Raw genomic sequence first — 17,717 nt, forward strand, 5'->3', positions numbered from 1 at the left:
CCAAGGGTCGCGCGTTGTCCCTCGACGTGTCCTGGGTCCTGTCGCCTCTCCTGGCACTGCCCGGGGTCGCGCGAGGCGTGGTGCTGAGCCGTGACGGGCTGATCCTCGGCGGCTCCGCCGATGTGACGACCGAGAGCGGCGAGCGCGCCGCCGCCATGACGAGCTCCGTCCTGGGGGCCGCCCGCGCCCTGTGCGACGGCCTCAGCGGCGGCTCCGACGGCGGGGTGGTGGACATCGTCATCTCCGCCGAGAGCGGCTATTACTACATCGCCCCGGCCGGCGACCGCGCCGCCATCGTCGTCGCCGCCACCGGCGCGGTCAACATCGGCGCGCTGGCCTACGAAGTCCAACTACAGGTTCAGAAGCTGATCAAGGCTCTCGACGAGGCCAGCGCGGCCAGGGTGCCGGGCGTAAGGGCATGACCTCCGGCCGGCAACGGCGGCGGGTCGTCCCGGACTACATGGCCGCCGCGAGGTTGACCGTGCCCGAGCACATCAGCGTCGAGCGCACCACCCTGGTCTACGTCGCCCCCGACGCGGCCGCCCACGGGCTGGACCCGCCGGGGTCGCACCTGCTGGTCCTGCTCGGGCACGGGCCGTTGTCGGTGTACGAGTGCGCCGCGCACCTGGGCCTGCCGTACTACGTGGTGCGGTTGCTGGTCGCCGGGCTGGTCGGTGGCGGAACGCTGCTGACCCGCGATCCGCCGGCCACCGACCTGCCCGACATCGAGATCTTGGAGTTGGTACTCAATGGCCTCCGCGCTCTCTGACAGCCGCGTCAGCGCCGAGCACATCCCGGTCAAGCTGGTCATCGCAGGGCCGTTCGGCGTGGGCAAGACGACCATCGTGGGTGCGCTCTCGGAGATCAGGCCCCTCAACACCGAAGAGGTGCTCACCGAGGCGGGCACGCTGGTCGACGACCTCACCGGCGTGAACGAGAAGACCACCACGACCACCGCGATCGACTTCGGCCGCCTCACCCTGCCCGGGGTCGTGCTCTACCTGTTCGGGGCGCCGGGCCAGACCCGCTTCCAGGTCCTGTGGGACGAGCTGGTGCGCGGCGCGCTGGGGGTTCTGGTGCTGGCCGACACCCGGCGCATCGACGAGAGCTTCGCCGTCCTCGACCTGGTGGAGAACGCCGGCATCCGCTACGCGGTGGCCGTCAACCACTTCCCCGACTCGCCCGACTACCCCTTGGAGTCCGTGCGCGAGGCGCTCGACCTGGACCCAGGCACGCCGCTGATGGTGTGCGACGCCCGCGACCCCGCCTCCGCCCGCGCCTCGCTGATCGCGCTGGTGGAGCACATCAGAGAGCTGGTGCTGTCATGACCCTGCGCTACCTGCCCGATGCCGGGCGCCTGTACGGGCCGGAGTACGCCCGAGACCCGCAGGCGCTGTACGCGGAGTTGCGCGGGCGGCACGGCGCGGTCGCGCCCGTGGAGATCGCCCCGGGCATCGAGGCCCACCTGGTGCTCGGCTACCGGGCCGCCTTGGACGTGCTCACCAACGTGGGCGGCGTCTGGAGCAAGCACCCCAGCGCCTGGCAGGCGCGGCTCCCCGACACCCCGGAGGCCGCGGGGGCGATCGCCATGCTCGGCCGCCGGCCGAGCGCGCTGTACTCCGACGGGGCCGAGCACGCCCGCTTCCGCAAAGTGATCGCCGACTGCTTCCAGCAGATCCAGCCGCACAAGCTGCGCCAGATGGTGATCGAGGTGTCGGACTCACTCATCAGCCAGTTCGCCGCCAAGGGCGAGGCCGACCTGGTCGCCGAATTCACCCGGCTCATCCCGACCCGCATCTTCAACCTGCTCTTCGGGCGCCCCGACTCCGACAGCGCCGGCCTGACCCAGGCTCTGTCGGACCTGATGGAGGCCGACGGCGAGCGTGGCGCTCGGGGCAGCGACGCGTTCAGCCGCTACATCGGCGAGCTGATCCAGGCCAAGCACGCCGAGCGGGGCGACGACCTGACCTCCTGGTTCATCGACCATCCGGCCGCGCTGCGGACCGACGAGCTGGCGGAGACCCTCGTGCTGGTGACGGCCGCCAGCTACGAGCCCATGGCCAATCTGATCTCCAACACGATCTCCCGGATGGTCAGCGACGACCGCTACTACAGCTCGCTCACCAACGGCGCGCTCAGCACGTACGACGCCCTCATGGAGGCGCTGCGCGCCGAGCCCGCCATGTCGAACTACGGCCCGTACTTCGTGCTCCAGCCGGTGCACTTCCACGGCACCTGGATCCAGCCGGCCGAGCTGGTTCTCGTCTCCTACGCGGCGGCCAACACCGAGCCGGCCAACGTTCCCGAGGAGCTGCGCTCCGACGGCGGCGCGTACCTGGGCTTCGGCGCCGGGCCGCACCGCTGCCCGGCCAGCGACCCGGCCGTGCTCATCGCCATGACCGCGATCGAACGCCTGACCTCTCACCTGTGCGACCTCGAACTGACCGTGCCCCGCGACGAGCTGCCGTGGCGGCCCGGCCCGTTCCATCGCGCGCTGGCGCAGCTGCCGGTGCGTTTCACCCCTATCCGCCCCGATCAGCCAGGAGAATCCCCTTGGGCAGTGCAGCCCCCGTCGTCCTCGACCCCTTCGGCGCCGACCTCCCCGGCGAGGTCCGCCGGTTACGTGACCTCGGCCCCCTGGTCCTCGTAGAGCTCACCGGAGGCGTCCCGGCCTGGGCGGTCACCCGGCACGACCTGCTCAAGCAGCTGATCCTCGATCCGCTGGTGAGCAAGGACAAGCGGCACTGGCGGCTGCTGCCGCAGGCGCTCGCCGAGCCCGGCTGGACCTGGATCATGACCTGGATCGGCGTGTCCAACATGCTCAGCGCCTATGGCGAGGAGCACCGGCGGCTGCGCAAACTGGTCGCCCCGAGCTTCACCGCGCGCCGTACCAAGGCCATGCAGCCGATCGTCGAGGGCATCGTGGCGGAGCTGCTGGACGCCATGGCCGCGCAGCCGCCGGGCCAGGCCGTCGACCTCCGCACCGCCTACGCCCACCCTCTGCCGATGCGGGTGATCTGCGAGCTGTTCGGCGTCCCCGAGCACATGTGGGTGGAGATGGCCCTGGTGATGGAGGCCATCATGGACACCACGGGCACCCCCGAGCAGATGGCGGCCACAGCGGTCCAGATCGGCACCGTGCTGCCCGCCCTGGTCGCCTACAAGCGCGAGCACCCGGGCGACGACCTGACCACCGAGCTGATCAACGTGCGCGACAGCGGCGACGCGCTCAGCGACGACGAGTTGCGCGACACGCTGCTGCTGCTCATCGCGGCCGGGCACGAGACCACGGTCAACCTGATCGGCAACGCGGTGCACGCCCTGCTCACCCATCCGGACCACCTCGCGCGGGTCCTGTCCGGAGAGATCTCCTGGGACGCGGTGATCGAGGAGACGCTGCGCTGGACACCGTCGATCGCCAACCTGCCGCTGCGGTTCGCCATCGAGCCGATCGAGATCGGCGGGGTACGGATCGAGGCGGGCGACGCGATCATCACCAGCTACCTGGCGGCCGGGCACGACCCCGACCAGCACGGCCCGGACGCCGACCGGTTCGACCCGACCCAGGAACGCGAGGAGCACCTGGCCTTCGGCGTCGGCGTGCACCGCTGCATCGGCGCCCCACTCGCCCGCCAGGAGGCACTGGCCGCCCTGCCGGCCCTCTTCGCCCGCTTCCCGGACCTCCGACTGGCGGTCCCCGAAAGCGACCTCCCCCACGTCCCATCCTTCATCGCCCACGGCTGGGCCAGCCTGCCCCTCCACCTGCACCCCTGACCTCCACCGGCGACGCCCGGCCGGGGCTCGATCCCCGGCCGGGCGTCGCCGATCAGCGCGTGCCCACCGCCTCTGATCACCGGTCCCACATGGCGCTGATCGGCAACGCCGTCAACCGATCGCCGAAGGACAGCGACCTCCTCCCTGAATGAAGGACGTATCCGTGCACGAACTGGTCACCCAGGGAGTCACGAAGCTCGATCAACCCCTTGAAGTCCTTGAGGTCGACCGCATCGGTGGCCTTGGCCTCGATGCCCACCACCCGGCCGTTGGTGCGTTCGACGACGACGTCGACCTCCGGCCCCTGGCTGACCCGCCAGTGATAGAGGTTGAGCCGGAACGGCGACCACGTCGCCTGCTTGGCCAGCTCGTTGGCGATGAAGGTCTCGACGAGCGGGCCGCGCGCCGGGCTGACCCGGGCGCCGAGCCCTTCGGCGTCCACGGCCAGCAGATGAGCCGCCAAACCGGTGTCGGTGACGTGCACCTTGGGGCGTCGAACGGCACGGTGGTGTGGGTTGCGTGACCAGGCAGGCAGAGAACGCACCAGGAACACCGTTTCGAGAAGGCCGAGATAACGGTTGACCGTGGTGCGGTGCAGGCCCAGGTCGCTGGCGGTCTTGACCAGATTCAGCTCCTGCGCGGTGGACGCGGCGGCCAGCCTCAGCAGGCTGTGCAGGTTGCTGGGCTCTTCGATCTTCGCCATCTCACGGATATCGGTGTCGATGATGGCCTGCACATACGAGCTGTACCACTCGCCGCGCGCCAGCTCCGATCTCATCGTCAGCAGCTCGGGATAGAACCCTCTGGCGATGAGCTGGAAGTAGTCGCTCCTGCCGTACTCGCTCTGCTCCGTCGTCCTGAAGGACTCCGGCTCCTCGAACGCCCTGGTGAGGAAGGACGTACTGCTTCCCGAGAGCTCCTGTTGCGCGAACGGCCACACCTCCAGCACGCCCGCCCGCCCGGCCAGGGACTCACTCAGCGAGGGAGTCCCCAGAAATCTGGTCGAACCAGCCAGGACGAACTGCCCCCTGCTCGACGAGCGATCAACCGCCGCCTTGATGGCCAGCACCAGATCGTCACCACCCCGTTGAATCTCATCGATCAACATCGGCTTCGCGTCGTTGGCGACGAAGACCTCCGGATCCGCGTGCGCCGCGGCGCGCAGCGTGACATCGTCCAGAGTCAGGTAGGTGCCACCTCGGCAGGCCTGCAACTGCTGGAGCAGAGTCGTCTTCCCGGACTGACGCGGACCGTTGACGATCACGACTCTGAACGAGTCGAGGAACTCCACCGCATGCTCGGCGATCCGACGAGCAACAAGATCAGCCATGCCGCCTCCTACCTGTGGAAACGACATTCTACAGACCTTCAAACCGACATTCTACGGCCAACCGACCGACATTTGGCGGACCTCAGAACCGACATTCCACGGAACCTGTAGCGACATTTCACGAGAGCGACACCGCTTCTGCTGTGGCAGGGGAGGGTTAAGACTGTGCTTCATATTCGCTATGTATAGCTGTGTTTCGGCCATGATCTGTTCGTATCGGAGCAGTCACGTTGAGCTACTGTTGGCCGGTGGGCTGGGGTCATGAGGCGGGCGCGGGGCGGGTGGGTGCTGATGGGTGAGGTGGTGTCCACCGCGACGTGCCGAGCGTTTCGGGCGGTGCTGGAGTCCTCGGGTGAGGTGGTCGGGGAGCGGGTGCTGGCCGAGCGGGTGGGCTGGCTGGTGGCCGTGGTCCGGCAGGTGGCGGCGGGGGTGGTGGCCGAGCGCTGGAATCGGGCGGATCTGGACCTGCTGAAGGCGGGTGCTGGGCTGGATGGCCGGGCCTTGCCCGCGAAGGGGTGGATGGCGGTGCGCCGCCTGGGATGGGGCGCGGATGTTCCTGTCGGGGTGTATGTCTCTGATCGGGTGCGCCGGTGCGCGGAGGAGGAGGCGGCTCGGGCGTTGCGGCTGGCGTTGCATCGCGGGGCGGTGCTGGCGGCGATCACCGCGTCCTGGCCCGCCGATCCGCGCCGGCGCACCGACGCCGAGTGGACGGCGCTGCGCGCGGCGCTGGAGGCGGAGGGTGTGGCCGGTGGGGTGTCGGCCGCGGTGATCCGTAACCGGACCCGGCAACTGCGCGCCTACCTTGACGAGCGCGGCCTCTCACTCGCCGGCCTGACCGGTCGGGCCGGTGTGGTGGAGGTGGAGGGGCCACCGGGGGTGGCCGCGCAGGTGCTGCTGGCCGCCGCCGACCGGCAACTCATCATCCTGGAACGCATCGGCGCCTCCGAGGCGCGGTTGCGGGTGCAGCTTCCGTTGTGCGCGCGGCCGGCCACCCGCCGGGACTGGGCGTGGCATGTGCTGGCGGTCCCGCTACCCGCCCAGGTGCCGGCCGACGCGCGGCTGCGCACCCCGACCCTGCGGGTGATGGATGGCCGGGTGCGGGTGGATCTGCCGTTCACGACGGCGGTGCCGTATGCCCCGGTCGGCGGGCACACGGTCGCGGTCGGGTTCGACTGGGGAGTCAACACCCTGCTCACCGGCGCGGTCGGACGGCTGCACGCCGCAGACCCGCAGGACGGGCGGATGCGGGACGGGCGGGTGGAGGGTGATGGCCGGCCGCTGATCTACGACGCCACCCCCATCAGTGCCAAGCTGCATCGGCTGCGCGGGCATCGTGAAGCGCTGGCCGCCAGACGCGACCACTACGCCGCCCTCCAGGCCGGGCTCACCACCCGCGCCGCCTCCCGCAACACCGCTCCTCAGTATGCCCCTCACGCCGCCCGTGATACCGCCCGCTACGAGCAGGTGGCCGCGCTACATGAGCGGGCCGATCGGGAGCACGCGCGGGTGTGCGCGCGGATCCGGCGCCTGAACAACGCCCTGTCCTGGAGCGCCGCCCGCTGGGCCGTCGACCAAGCCGTGGCGCTGGGCGCGTCGGTCATCTACCTCGAAGACCTCACCACCCTGGAAGCGCGCGGACACCGGAAAGGCAACGCCACCCTGTCCGGCCAAGTCCGCGGCCGCGTAGCCGACGCCATCCGGCATCTGGCCGCCAAGACCGGGCTCGCGGTCGTCACCGTGCCCGCGCGCGGCACCAGCAGATACTGCCCCCGTTGCGGCACCGGCACCGCACCCCTACGCCACACGCCCGCGCCGGACCGGCTCAATGAGCGCGGCTGGAAATGGGCGCACTGCACCAGGTGCGGCCTGTCCCGCGACCGCGACCAAGCCGCCGCCGAACGGATCGTCACCCGCGGCCTGCTCGCCCAAACCCACACCATCACCGACCGCGCCACCGGCGCCCGCACCATCCGCACCGTGATGGAGGGCAACCTGAGCCGCGTCCGCCGCCCGCGTAAGCCGACCCGGGCCGCCAGACGCGCCCGCCGCACCGGCACCGACCTCCACCCACGCCCCCAAAGCCGACACGACCGGACTCGACAGAACCGGACCCGGCGAGACCGGGCCAAGACCGGACCCACCGGCAAACAACCCACCACGAAGACTTTCAGCCAGATGCCCGACCGGCGTCCGGTGCCCGCCCCCACCTTGACGGTGGGACAGCGTCCGGCGGGCCAAGCACCCCAGGCGAACAGCCCAACGGCCGTCCGCACAGGACTTGTACGCGATCCTCACCACCGGACCGGCTTCCACAAAGTGAAAGCCACCCCCGTACTCGCACTAGCCGAGTACGGGAGCGGCAGACACCACGCCACGCCCGCCCGAAAAGCCTGAACCCCTCAGGCAACCACAGAGAATCGCAGACGCTTGGCTCTAGCGTGTGATCAGCAAGCGCACGCATCGATCGGAGAGCCCGTGACCACCAGCCTCGCCCCAGAGCCGCAGAGCTCCGCCGGCGCTCCCCCGGAGAGCCTGCCCGCCTACGTCTACGACCTGACCGAGCTCGACGGCCACATGCGCCGGGTCCGTGCCGCGCTCGGGGACGTCGAGGTCTACTACGCGGTCAAGGCCAACCCCGACCCCCGGCTCCTGCGTACCCTCGCTCCTTATGTGGACGGGTTCGAGGTGGCCTCGGGCGGCGAGCTCGCGCACGTACGGGAGCACTTCCCCGGCGCGCCCGTGGCCTTGGGCGGTCCCGGTAAGACGGACGCCGAGCTCTTCGCGGACGTCACCCGGCTGCATGTGGAGAGTCCCAGCGAGATCCACCGGCTGCTCGCCGCCGGCCGTGCCGCCGACGTGCTGCTGCGGGTCAATCTGGACATTCCCATCGAGGGCGCCTCACTCGCCATGGGTGGGGGTGCGACGCCGTTCGGCATGGATCCTGCCGGGATCGCCGAGTGCCTGGCCCTCCTCGAAGGGCAGGAGACCGTACGGGCGCGCGGCATCCATGCTCATCTGGCGAGCGGGCTCGACGCCTCCAGGATGCTGGAGGTCGCCGCGACCGTGCTGGACTACGCGCGCGGGCTCGGCATGTCGGAGATCAACCTCGGTGGCGGGATGGCCGTCTCCTACGCCGAGCCGGACCGTACGTTCGACTGGGAGACCTACGGCAGCGGGCTGGCCGGGTTGCGCCGCCCCGGTGAGGTGCTGCGGATAGAGCCGGGCCGTTCGCTGACCGTCTACTGCGGGCGCTACGTCACCCGGGTGATAGACGTCAAGCGGGTGCACGGTGAGCTGTTCGCGGTGGTGGCCGGTGGGACGCATCACCTCCGCACGCCCGCCACCAAGGGCCACGACCAGCCGCTGATCATCGGCGAGCCGGGCGAGCCCACGACCATCGTCGGCCAGTTGTGCACCCCGAAGGACGTCCTGGCCCGCCGCGTGCCCATCAGCCTGAAGCCGGGCGACGTGCTGGAGTTCACCATGGCGGGGGCGTACGCGTGGAACATCTCCCACCATGACTTCCTGATGCATCCGAAGCCTGGCTTTCACTACGTGACCCGGTAGGCGCCCACCGTGCGGTGAACGACATCGGCAGTACGGCTTGCACCGGCAGGCCCGACCTGAAGGTGGGCCGCGTCGTGAGGCGTTCCGGTGGTCCTATCCGAAGTCGCGATGGCGAAGGGCCGGCAGGGCTGCGACGAGGAGCCCCGCCGTGACGGTGACCAAGGCCAGGGCGGGACCGGCGGTCAGGGGCGGCCCGGCGAAGGCGTTGGGGATGTAGTGGAACGGCTCCAGGGGGCTGCCGCCCCACAGCCCGTACAGGGGGCCGGCGATCTGACCGAGCGCGACGGTCAGGGTCCAGACCGCCAAGGAGATCGCCGCGCTCGCCCTCGGCAGCAGCGCGTACGCGAGCACGCACACCGCCCCCACGCACCAGGCGGCCGGTACGGCGCCCAGCGCCCCGGCCAGGAAGCGGGGCAGGTCGGTGGCGAGGTCGCCCACCAGCACCGAGTACAGCGTGCCGAACACGAGCCCGGCGACGGCCAGCAACGTCACGGTGCCGAGCCCGGTCACGACCAGGTGCCCGGCCGCCCACCGGAGCCGGGTCACAGGGGTGGCCTGTACGGCCTCCGCGCGGCCCGACGTCTCCTCCGCGCGCAGCCGCAGAACCATGAGCAACGGGTAGACGGCGATGGCGTACGCAAGGATCAGGATCATGTACCACGAGTAGGCGCCGAGCGTCGCGTCGGCGGGCACGCCGAGGCTCTTGGTGATGTTGTCGACCACGATGCTCGGCCGCGAGAGCAGGTCCCGGCCCAGCGGGCTCAAGGCGGCGGCCGCCGCGGCGAAGAACGCGACCCCGGCAGCCCATTTCACCAGCAGGCCCCGGTGCAGCCGCCAGGCCAGGCTGATCGGGCCGCGTAGGTTCGGGGCCGTCGCGCGCCCAAGGCGTTCGGGCAACGACCCGGCACCCAGGTCGCGGCGGCCGAGCAGGCGGTAGGCGACGGCGAGCAGGACGGCGGCCGCCAGAAGCGAGACGCCGAGCAGCCACCACTGCTCGTCCTGGTAGGCCCGCACCAGATGGCTCCAGCCGAGCGGGGACAGGTTCTTCAGCCAGTACTGCGCGCTCGCGTCACCGGCGTAGCGCATCACGTACGACAGGGCGAGCACGGTCAGGCCGATCGTGGTGGCCGTACGGGCGTCGCGTGCCAGTTGGGCGGCGACGGCGGCGACGCCGGCGAAGACCCAGCCCGCCACCGTGACGGCGGCCCCGTAGGCGAGCGTCCCGATCGGTTCGAGCCCGATCCCGATCAGCACGACGGCCGTTGAAAGGCCGCAGACCAGGCTGATCCCGGCCGCCACCAGCACCGCGGCGGTCAGCTGGGCCTGGCGGCTCACCACGGCCGAGCGGACCAGCTCGCTACGGCCGGTGTCCTCTTCCGCACGGGTGTGCCGGATGATGGACATGACGGCCGCGAACGCGCTCGCGAGGTAGAGGAAACCGCCGCTGCGCCACGTGGCGAGCACCTCCAGCCGCGGTTCGGCGAATCCGCCGCCGAGCCCCTGGAAGAAGGCGTTGCCTCGGATGAGGTCGACGTAGGCGACTTTCAGCTCGTAGGTGCCCATGTTCCTGTTGACGTACGCGACCATGACCAGGCCCAGGCTCACGTTCAGCAGGATCCACCAGGGGGCGATGGCCCGTTCGCGGCGCAGCGCCAGGCGGACCAGGTGGCCGGTGCCGGTGAGCGCGGTCATCGGGCCGCTCCCGCGTGCGGCGCGTCGCTCGCGCCGGTGCGGTCGTAGTGGCGCAGGAACAGTTCCTCAAGGGTGGCGGGCCGGCTGACGAGGCCGCGTACACCGGCGTCGGTGAGGTGCCTCAGCACCGTGTCCAGGGCTGCGGTGTCGACGTCGAACCGCACCTGGCTGCCCTCGGCGCGCAGGTCGTGCACGCCGGGCAGTGCGGCCAGTCCGTCCGCCGGCGCCGCCAGGTCGGCCTGGATGGAGGTACGGGTGAGATGACGCAGGTCGGCCAGGGTGCCGCTCTCCACCGTACGGCCGTCCTTGATGATGGTCACCCGGTCGCACAGGGCTTCCACCTCGGACAGGATGTGGCTGGACAGCAGCACGGTCCGGTCTCCGCGGCGCTGCTCCTGACTCACCGTCTCGCGGAAGACCTCCTCCATCAGGGGGTCCAGGCCGGATGTGGGCTCGTCGAGGATGAGCAGCTCGGCGTCGGAGGCCAGCGCGGCGATCAGGGCGACCTTCTGCCGGTTGCCCTTGGAGTAGGTACGGCTCTTCTTGCGGGGGTCCAGGTCGAAGCGCTCCAGCAGCTCGGCGCGGCGCCGCTGGTCGAGCCCGCCGCGCAGCCGTCCGAGCAGGTCGATCACCTCGCCGCCGGACAGCTGGGGCCACAGGGTGACGTCGCCGGGCACGTAGGCCAGCCTGCGGTGCAGCTCGGTCGCGTCGGCCCACGGATCGCCGCCGAGCAGCCGGGCGGTGCCGGCGTCCGCGCGCAGCATGCCGAGCAGGATCCGGATCGTGGTGCTCTTGCCGGCGCCGTTGGGCCCCAGGAAGCCGTGCACCTCTCCGGTGCCCACGACGAGGTCGAGGCCGTCCAGCGCGCGGGTGGCGCCGAACGATTTGACCAGGCCGGTTACCGATATCGCGTCACTCATCAGCGTGCTCCTCGGTTGAACGCCGGGCGTTTTCCAGGGCGTCGCGATACGCGGCGGCCTCGTCCGGGCTGAGCCAGGGGTGGGAGTAGAGATCGAGCAGGGCCAGTGCGAGCCGGTCGGCGCCTTCCTCGGTGGACACGTCGACGCCCAGCCCTCGGGACACGTGCTCGTGAAGAATCCCGACGGCCAGGGCCATCGCCGTGCCCACCGTCGCCCTGGCCTTGCGGTCGACGAAGGGCGGATCGGGACGGCGCTCGTCGAGCTCGGCGAGCCACTGCTCGCTCATCTGGACCATCGCGTCGAACACCGGCTCGGCCCATCCCTCGGTCAGGGCGCGCGACAGGTATCGCTGGTAGGGCCCGAGGGCCGCCAGAGAGGCCCCGACGTAGTTCACCCCGCCGGCGGTCGTGTCGGTGGCGACCTGCTCGTTGATCCTGGTGATCAGCTTGATCAGGTGGGCGTCGCACGCCTGGCGCAACGCCTGCTTGGATCCGAAGTGGTGGCGCACCAACCCCGGGGACACTCCCGCGGTGTCGGCGATCCGCCGGGTCGTCGCCGCCTCGAATCCGTGCTCCCCGAAGAGCCGCAGGGCCGCGTCTCGGATCCGGGCGCGAGCGGTGAGGTCCTCAGGATCGGGTGTTGGCGTCGTCACGTTCCCGTTGTCCAATCGTACAGATAATTACTCAACTGAATTACATGCTATCCAACCGTATAGTCTGTAGGCAATGCAGGATCCCGCCGTACGATCGGTGACCGGTGAGCGCAGTGACAAAGGCGGCCCGGCGCGGTCCCGCACTGCTCTCGACCTCGTCCTCGGCAACACCCTCACACCGGAGCCCGTCGACCTCCACCGGGCCTGGCGTCAGCGCAGGATGCCTTCGTGCAAGGCGCGCAGCACGGCGTTGGTGCGGTCTCGTGCGTCGAGCTTGAGCAGAATCGTCGACACGTGGTTCTTCACCGTGCCCTCGGCCAGGAACAACGCCCCGGCGATCTCGCGGTTGCTGTATCCCTCGGCGACGAGCCGCATCACTTCCAGCTCACGCTCGGTGAGCTCTTGCGCAGTCGCGGCGGCGGCCGGCGACGGGCCGGAGCGGATCGCGCGCAGCAGCCGGTCGGTGATCGACGGCGCGATGAGCGTGCCGCCGTCGGCCAAGGTGCGCACCGCCCCGGTCAGCTGCTCCACGGTCACGTCCTTGAGCAGATAGCCGCGTGCGCCCGCCCGGAGCGCCTTCAGCACGAGGTCGTCGTCGTTGAAGGTCGTGAGCACGAGGACCGGCGTCTCGATGCCGCGCTCCTGGAGGCGTTCGAGCGTCCAGATCCCGTCGTAGCGGGGCATCCGCAGATCCAGCAGGATCACGTCCGGCATTGCCACCATGATGATGTCGAGCGCCGCCAGCCCGTCGTCGGCCTCGCCGACCACCTCGACCTCAGCGACCTCCAGCAGGCTGCGGATCCCCTGACGCACGAGCGTCTGATCGTCGACCACCACCACCCGGGTCACGACGCGGGCACCCGGGCGGTGACCCGGAACCCTCTCCGGCCGTCAACGCGCACGTCGCCGCCGAGCGCCTCGAACCGTTCGGCCAGTCCGCGCAGCCCGTTGCCGAGCACCGGATCGGCGTCGCCGTGCCCGTCGTCGGCGGCGCTCAGGCAGACGGCGTCGCCGTCGGAGGTGACGTCGATCCACAGCTCGCGCGCGCCGGCGTGCCTGATCGTGTTGGTGACGACCTCCTGCACGGCCCGGACCAGCGCGGCGGTCTGCTCCTCGCCGGCCCGCACGCCGGGCGCGATCTCGATCGACACCTCCAGGTCGGGCAGATCGCGCACGATCTGCCGCAGGATCGTCGAAAGGTCCGCGAACTCGGTCCGCATCTCACCGACGGTCGCGCGTACGTCGCCCAGCAGGTCGCGCGCCACCCGATCGGCCCGCTCGACGTGCTCCCGGGCCCGCTCCCCGTCACGGTGGCGCGCCGCCTCCAGCTCCAGGGTCAGCACGGTGAGCTGATGGCCGATGAGATCGTGCAGCTCGCGGGAGATCCGGAGCCGTTCGGCGGTACGCGCCGACTCCGACAGCAGCACGCCGGCCGCCTGCAGCTCGACGTGCGCCTCGGTCAACTCCCGGCGCATCCGCTGCTCCCGTATGACGGACAGCGCGCTGAAGAGCGTCGCCACCTGGATGAGCGCGTAGAAGCCCGCCGCGAGCACCACGTCCGTGACGTCGGCTTCCGTCCGCACCATGACAGCGGCGAGCACCACGGTGTTGAGCCCCACCACGGTGAGGCCGGCCCACGTGGGCACGGCGTGGACGCTCACCGCGGCGACGACCACCAGCAAAATCGGCAGGAGGCCCAGCTGCGCCGCGGACGCCACCAACGCCCAGGCGGCTCCGACCGCGACCGCGAACGCCGCATACCGGACCCGTCGCGGATGGCCCCCGTCGACCACGACGATGACGGCGACGACGAGCGCCGCGAACAGCCCGATCCACCACGCTCGTGGAATGGCCGCCTCGACCGCGCCGATCAGGACCGGGCCACCGACCAGGACCGACACGGCGAACATCGCCAGCCCTGACCATTCCTCAGCTCCGAGTCGACGCACGGCAGTACCGTAACCCAGGCTTTGCCCCGGCTTCGGGTGCCGAAAGTCATGGGTGCGGTCCATGACCTCCGGCACAGGCGAGCGCCTGCCTGGTCCGCCTAGCTTCGTCGCATGGATGATACGGATGCTCCGGCGGTCGTCGCCGAGAATCTCAGCAAACGTTACGGCGGCGCGGTCGCGGTCGAGGATGTGAGCCTGCGCGTCGCCACGGGCGACATTCTCGGCGTCCTCGGTGTCAACGGGGCGGGCAAGACCACCACGGTGGAGATGATCGCGGGGCTGCGCGCGCCCGACAGCGGGCACGTCCGTGTGCTCGGCCTCGATCCGCGGCACGACCGCGCGAAGGTCCGCCAGGTGCTGGGGGTCCAGCTCCAGCAGGCCTATCTCCACCACGCGCTGACGGTCGCCGAGCTCGTCGGGCTGTACCGCGGCTTCTACCCGGATCCGAGATCCGCCGAGGAGCTCCTGGACCTCGTCGGGCTGACCGATCGACGCACGACCCGGTTCGAGAGGCTCTCCGGCGGCCAGCAGCAACGGCTGTCCATCGCGCTGGCCCTCGCCGGGCGGCCGCGGGTGGTGATCCTCGACGAGCTGACGACCGGGCTCGACCCACGGGCGCGCCGGCAGATGTGGGCCACGGTCGAGCAGCTCCGCGACGAGCGGGTCACGGTCCTGCTGGTGACGCACGCGATGGAGGAGGTGGAGCGGCTCTGCGATCGCGTGGCCCTGCTCGACGGCGGTCGTCTCCTGGCGCTGGAGACGCCCGCCGGGCTGGTCGCCAGGGCCGGGGCCGCGAACCTGGACGAGGCGTTCGTCACCCTCTCCGGAAAGGAGCTCTCGTGAGCACCGCGATCGAGGTCCGCCGTCCAGGGCCGGGCTCATGGCTGACCCTGATCCGATGCGAGGCCAAGATGGTCATCCGCGACACGGCCGGTCTCGTCATCCCCATCGGACTGCCGATGCTGATCCTCGTGATGAGCGCCTCGACGGCCGGCGACGAGGTCGTGGCCAACGGCCGCACGGTCCTGGACGTCCACGTCCTTCCCCTCGTGTTCACCGTCGTCATGGCCACCGTCGGCATCGTCAACATGCCGAGCTTCCTGGCGTACTACCGACGTACCGGGATCCTGCGCCGGCTCTCGGTCACCCCGGCGTCGCCGGCCATGGTGCTGGTCGCTCAGGCGGTGGTGAGCGTGCTCCAGGCGGTCATCGGCATCGGAGCGGCGCTCGCCGTGGCCGTGCTCGTCTTCGACGCCAACCTCCCGGTGCGTCCCGTGGCGGCGCTCGGTCTCGTGCTGCTCGCGATGGCGGCGCTGTACGCCGTCGGCATGGTCGTCGCCGCTGTCGCGCCGACCCCGAACTCGGCCGTGGCGATGGGGCTCATCGTCTTCTTCGCCTTCGGCGCCCTCGGCGGCCTGTTCGGTGGCCGTGGGGGCCTGCCGGACCCTCTGGCGAGGGTGGGCGAACTGCTGCCGTTCGGTGCCACTGTCGAGGTCCTGTCGGCCGCCTGGGCAGGCGCCGCGATCGACCCTGTCCACCTGATGGGTCTCACCGCGACGATCGTCCTCGGGGGCGTCGTCTCCGCGGTGTTCTTCCGCTGGGACTGATCGCAAGGCGCTGATACTCCGCCGCCGCCGCCCGTCCTGAGCGTCGGAGGGGTCATGACCCCTCCGCTGCCCGGTACACCGTACGATCAACGATATCGACCGTACGGTGTACCGTTCGAACTGTGACTATTGAGTACAGCGGCAAGGGTGATCCGGCGCGCAGTCTCGCGCTGCTCTGGCGGACCAGCGAGCGCACCAGCCGCAAGGGCAAGCCCGACCTCAACGTGGACCGCATCGTACGGGCGGCCATCGAGGTGGCCGACGCCGAAGGGCTGCAGGCGCTGTCCATGCGGCGGGTGGCCGAGCGGCTGGGGGTGGGGACGATGTCGCTCTACACCTACGTGCCCGGCAAACCGGAACTGCTCGACGTCATGCTCGACACCGTGTACGGCGAGACGGCCAGGCCCGAGGAGGTGCCCGGTGGGTGGCGGGGGCGGCTGGAGGTCATCGCCAGGGAGAACTGGCAGCTCTACCTGCGCCACCCGTGGCTGCTGCAGGTGGCGGCGAGCCGCCCGGTGCTCGGCCCGAACGTCACCGCCAAGTACGACTACGAGCTGCGGGCCGTCGACGGGATCGGCCTGACCGACGTGGAGATGGACTCGGTGATCACGCTGGTCGCCGGGTTCGTGCACGGCACGGCGCGGGGGGCCGTCGAGGCCGCGCAGGCGGAGAGCCGGACCGGGCTGTCGGACGAGCAGTGGTGGGCGGCGCACGCGCCCTTCTTCAGCCGGATCGCCGACGTCGAGCGCTTCCCCACGGCCGCGCGGGTCGGCCAGGCCACGGGCGAGGCGCTGGGCGCCGCCTACAGTGCCGAGCACGCCTTCGAGTTCGGCCTCCAGCGCGTCCTGGACGGCATCGAGGCACTGGTGAGCGGCCGCGCGAGCTAGCCGCCGGCGGCGAGGATGGCCGTACGGTGCCGCTCGGTGGGAGGTCGGGTCCAGGCCAGCCCCGGCCCCGCCTCGCTGATCAGCTCGAACACCACGGCACGCAGCAGCGCCCCGGCGGGCATCGTCGGCCGTTCGGCGCGCGTCTTCTCGTAGCGTTCGACGACCCGCCCCAGGTCGAGCAGCGCCGTGTTGGCGTGCTCCCCCGCAGCGGCCGGCAGCGCGACCTCCAGGCAGCCGGCGCTCTCGTCCCCCGACCACGACGCGCCCTCCGGGCAGACGATCTCGCCTACGGCGGCCATGAGGCCGGCCCGGCCCATCCCGTCGACCTCGCCGCTCAGCCAGTCCGCGCGCAGGTGCAGCACGCCGGGCCGCTCGGTGGCGACGCACTGGGTCACCAGCTCGCGTACGACGCCCTGCGGGTCGTGCAGCCCGTCCTGGCCGCGCGCGGTGAACCGGTCGGCGAGCAGGTAGAGGGAGATGAGCCTGGGCGGATCCACGATCCGGAGCAGGCCCCGCTCCTCGTTGACGGCGAGCGGGCCCGCCTGGTCCTGGCAGGCCCGCACGCCCTCCATGAACGCCACCCGGGCGTCCTCGCCCAGCCGGGACTCCCAGTCCCAGCCGGACCGTCCGCCCGGCTCGTCGGCGCCGCGCTTGTCACGCCGGAACGACCACACGATCACGCCGATGACGGCTACGACTCCCGCCACTGCGATCCACACCATGCACGCCTTTCTGTCAAGGAAAGCGTAGTGTGATCACGCCGGATTTACGGCTTTTCTGCTATCTGACCGGCGCAGCACGCAGTCGGACGACGTGCTCGACGAGCGAGATCAGCGTCGACTTGACCGAGTCCCGGCTGCGCGCGTCCGTCCGTACGATCGGCACGTGCCCACCGAGGGCCAGCGCCTCCCGTACCTCGTCGTCGGTGTGCGCGAACTGCCCGTCCCAGCCGTTGATGCCCACCACGAACGGCAGCTTCGCCTCTTCGAAGTAGTCGATCGCCGGGAAACTGTCGGCCAGCCGCCTGGTGTCGAGCAGCACCACGGCCCCGATGGCGCCGCGTACCAGGTCATCCCACATGAACCAGAACCGGTGCTGACCGGGCGTCCCGAACAGGTAGAGGATCAGGTCGCGATCCAGTGACAGCCGGCCGAAGTCCATGGCCACGGTGGTCGTCTGCTTGTTCGGAGTCAAACCGAGGTCGTCGATGCCCGCGGACGCGTCGGTCATCACCGCTTCCGTGGTGAGCGGCAAGATTTCGGACACCGCTCCCACGAACGTCGTCTTGCCGACGCCGAACCCGCCGGCCACGACGATCTTCGTCGAGGTCAGGCCGGCG

The 17,717-nt window shown here is 70.7% G+C and carries 18 protein-coding genes; 10 read left to right on the forward strand and 8 right to left on the reverse strand.

Features of this window, described 5'->3' with window-relative positions:
- Positions 1–14 precede the first annotated feature (14 nt).
- From IEY87_RS10135 to IEY87_RS10155, 5 genes are read left to right on the forward strand one after another with little or no spacing between them, the layout of a single operon-like run.
- On the forward strand, positions 15–422 hold the full coding sequence (locus IEY87_RS10135; protein ID WP_225276909.1) for a roadblock/LC7 domain-containing protein: 408 nt from the start codon (positions 15–17) through the stop codon (positions 420–422).
- Positions 419–769: a DUF742 domain-containing protein gene (locus tag IEY87_RS10140; RefSeq protein WP_189138299.1), complete on the forward strand. Its 351-nt coding sequence runs from the start codon at positions 419–421 to the stop codon at positions 767–769. The genes IEY87_RS10135 and IEY87_RS10140 overlap by 4 nt, the downstream gene beginning before the upstream one ends.
- A complete protein-coding gene (locus tag IEY87_RS10145; protein ID WP_189138300.1) occupies positions 750–1,328 on the forward strand; it encodes a GTP-binding protein in 579 nt (192 codons plus the stop codon). The genes IEY87_RS10140 and IEY87_RS10145 overlap by 20 nt, the downstream gene beginning before the upstream one ends.
- Complete coding sequence (locus IEY87_RS10150; RefSeq protein WP_189138301.1) at positions 1,325–2,650, forward strand: cytochrome P450 family protein; 1,326 nt, start codon at positions 1,325–1,327, stop codon at positions 2,648–2,650. Before IEY87_RS10145 ends, IEY87_RS10150 begins: the two co-directional genes overlap by 4 nt.
- Positions 2,554–3,774: a cytochrome P450 family protein gene (locus IEY87_RS10155; protein ID WP_189138302.1), complete on the forward strand. Its 1,221-nt coding sequence runs from the start codon at positions 2,554–2,556 to the stop codon at positions 3,772–3,774. The genes IEY87_RS10150 and IEY87_RS10155 overlap by 97 nt, the downstream gene beginning before the upstream one ends.
- 76 nt (positions 3,775–3,850) lie before the next feature.
- On the opposite strand, the gene IEY87_RS10160 is transcribed toward IEY87_RS10155, so the two are convergent.
- The gene (locus tag IEY87_RS10160) at positions 3,851–5,104 is read right to left on the reverse strand and encodes an ATP-binding protein (protein ID WP_189138303.1); all 1,254 of its coding nucleotides are present in this window, start codon (positions 5,102–5,104) and stop codon (positions 3,851–3,853) included.
- A gap of 261 nt (positions 5,105–5,365) precedes the next feature.
- On the opposite strand from IEY87_RS10160, the gene IEY87_RS10165 reads away from it, so the two are divergent.
- Together IEY87_RS10165 and IEY87_RS10170 are read left to right on the forward strand one after the other, a co-directional pair.
- Positions 5,366–7,498 (forward strand): zinc ribbon domain-containing protein, encoded by a 2,133-nt coding sequence (locus IEY87_RS10165; protein ID WP_225276910.1) that lies wholly within the window; start codon positions 5,366–5,368, stop codon positions 7,496–7,498.
- 81 nt (positions 7,499–7,579) lie between these two features.
- Positions 7,580–8,671 carry an alanine racemase gene (locus IEY87_RS10170; RefSeq protein WP_189138304.1) on the forward strand — a complete coding sequence of 364 codons (1,092 nt, stop codon included), beginning with the start codon at positions 7,580–7,582 and terminating at the stop codon, positions 8,669–8,671.
- Between the two features lie 93 nt (positions 8,672–8,764).
- Here IEY87_RS10170 and IEY87_RS10175 read toward each other — a convergent pair whose 3' ends face one another.
- The 5 genes from IEY87_RS10175 to IEY87_RS10195 all read right to left on the reverse strand — a co-directional run bounded on the left by IEY87_RS10175 (position 8,765) and on the right by IEY87_RS10195 (position 13,884).
- Complete coding sequence (locus tag IEY87_RS10175) at positions 8,765–10,363, reverse strand: ABC transporter permease (RefSeq protein ID WP_189138305.1); 1,599 nt, start codon at positions 10,361–10,363, stop codon at positions 8,765–8,767.
- Positions 10,360–11,283 (reverse strand): ABC transporter ATP-binding protein, encoded by a 924-nt coding sequence (locus tag IEY87_RS10180; RefSeq protein WP_189138306.1) that lies wholly within the window; start codon positions 11,281–11,283, stop codon positions 10,360–10,362. Before IEY87_RS10180 ends, IEY87_RS10175 begins: the two co-directional genes overlap by 4 nt.
- Entirely contained in the window at positions 11,276–11,935 is a 660-nt protein-coding gene (locus IEY87_RS10185; protein ID WP_189138307.1) for a TetR/AcrR family transcriptional regulator, read from the reverse strand. Before IEY87_RS10185 ends, IEY87_RS10180 begins: the two co-directional genes overlap by 8 nt.
- 210 nt (positions 11,936–12,145) lie before the next feature.
- The gene (locus tag IEY87_RS10190) at positions 12,146–12,784 is read right to left on the reverse strand and encodes a response regulator (protein WP_189138308.1); all 639 of its coding nucleotides are present in this window, start codon (positions 12,782–12,784) and stop codon (positions 12,146–12,148) included.
- Positions 12,781–13,884 (reverse strand): sensor histidine kinase, encoded by a 1,104-nt coding sequence (locus IEY87_RS10195; RefSeq protein WP_225276911.1) that lies wholly within the window; start codon positions 13,882–13,884, stop codon positions 12,781–12,783. Before IEY87_RS10195 ends, IEY87_RS10190 begins: the two co-directional genes overlap by 4 nt.
- Before the next feature lie 111 nt (positions 13,885–13,995).
- Here IEY87_RS10195 and IEY87_RS10200 point away from each other — a divergent pair, with 111 nt between their 5' ends.
- The 3 genes from IEY87_RS10200 (at position 13,996) to IEY87_RS10210 (ending at position 16,378) form a co-directional block, all read left to right on the forward strand.
- On the forward strand, positions 13,996–14,727 hold the full coding sequence (locus IEY87_RS10200; protein ID WP_189138309.1) for an ABC transporter ATP-binding protein: 732 nt from the start codon (positions 13,996–13,998) through the stop codon (positions 14,725–14,727).
- Positions 14,724–15,491 (forward strand): ABC transporter permease, encoded by a 768-nt coding sequence (locus IEY87_RS10205; protein WP_189138310.1) that lies wholly within the window; start codon positions 14,724–14,726, stop codon positions 15,489–15,491. The genes IEY87_RS10200 and IEY87_RS10205 overlap by 4 nt, the downstream gene beginning before the upstream one ends.
- 122 nt (positions 15,492–15,613) lie before the next feature.
- The gene (locus IEY87_RS10210; RefSeq protein WP_189138311.1) at positions 15,614–16,378 is read left to right on the forward strand and encodes a TetR/AcrR family transcriptional regulator; all 765 of its coding nucleotides are present in this window, start codon (positions 15,614–15,616) and stop codon (positions 16,376–16,378) included.
- Here the strand turns inward: IEY87_RS10210 and IEY87_RS10215 are convergent.
- A complete protein-coding gene (locus IEY87_RS10215) occupies positions 16,375–17,100 on the reverse strand; it encodes a hypothetical protein (RefSeq protein WP_189138312.1) in 726 nt (241 codons plus the stop codon). The genes IEY87_RS10210 and IEY87_RS10215 overlap by 4 nt on opposite strands.
- 58 nt (positions 17,101–17,158) lie before the next feature.
- Positions 17,159–17,710 (reverse strand): GTP-binding protein, encoded by a 552-nt coding sequence (locus IEY87_RS10220; RefSeq protein ID WP_189138890.1) that lies wholly within the window; start codon positions 17,708–17,710, stop codon positions 17,159–17,161.
- Between the last annotated feature and the right edge of the window lie 7 nt (positions 17,711–17,717).

It is taken from the genome of Nonomuraea glycinis (assembly GCF_014646515.1).
Taxonomy (GTDB): Bacteria; Actinomycetota; Actinomycetes; order Streptosporangiales; family Streptosporangiaceae; genus Nonomuraea; species Nonomuraea glycinis.

Bases quoted from the DNA above. Each gene is read 5' to 3' on its own strand.
- IEY87_RS10140 (WP_189138299.1), top strand. From the start codon at position 419: ATGACCTCCGGCCGGCAACGGCGGCGGGTCGTCCCGGACTACATGGCC.
- IEY87_RS10145 (WP_189138300.1), top strand. From the start codon at position 750: ATGGCCTCCGCGCTCTCTGACAGCCGCGTCAGCGCCGAGCACATCCCG.
- IEY87_RS10150 (WP_189138301.1), top strand. From the start codon at position 1,325: ATGACCCTGCGCTACCTGCCCGATGCCGGGCGCCTGTACGGGCCGGAG.
- IEY87_RS10160 (WP_189138303.1), bottom strand. From the start codon at position 5,104: ATGGCTGATCTTGTTGCTCGTCGGATCGCCGAGCATGCGGTGGAGTTC.
- IEY87_RS10165 (WP_225276910.1), top strand. From the start codon at position 5,366: ATGAGGCGGGCGCGGGGCGGGTGGGTGCTGATGGGTGAGGTGGTGTCC.
- IEY87_RS10175 (WP_189138305.1), bottom strand. From the start codon at position 10,363: ATGACCGCGCTCACCGGCACCGGCCACCTGGTCCGCCTGGCGCTGCGC.
- IEY87_RS10180 (WP_189138306.1), bottom strand. From the start codon at position 11,283: ATGAGTGACGCGATATCGGTAACCGGCCTGGTCAAATCGTTCGGCGCC.
- IEY87_RS10200 (WP_189138309.1), top strand. From the start codon at position 13,996: ATGGATGATACGGATGCTCCGGCGGTCGTCGCCGAGAATCTCAGCAAA.
- IEY87_RS10215 (WP_189138312.1), bottom strand. From the start codon at position 17,100: ATGGTGTGGATCGCAGTGGCGGGAGTCGTAGCCGTCATCGGCGTGATC.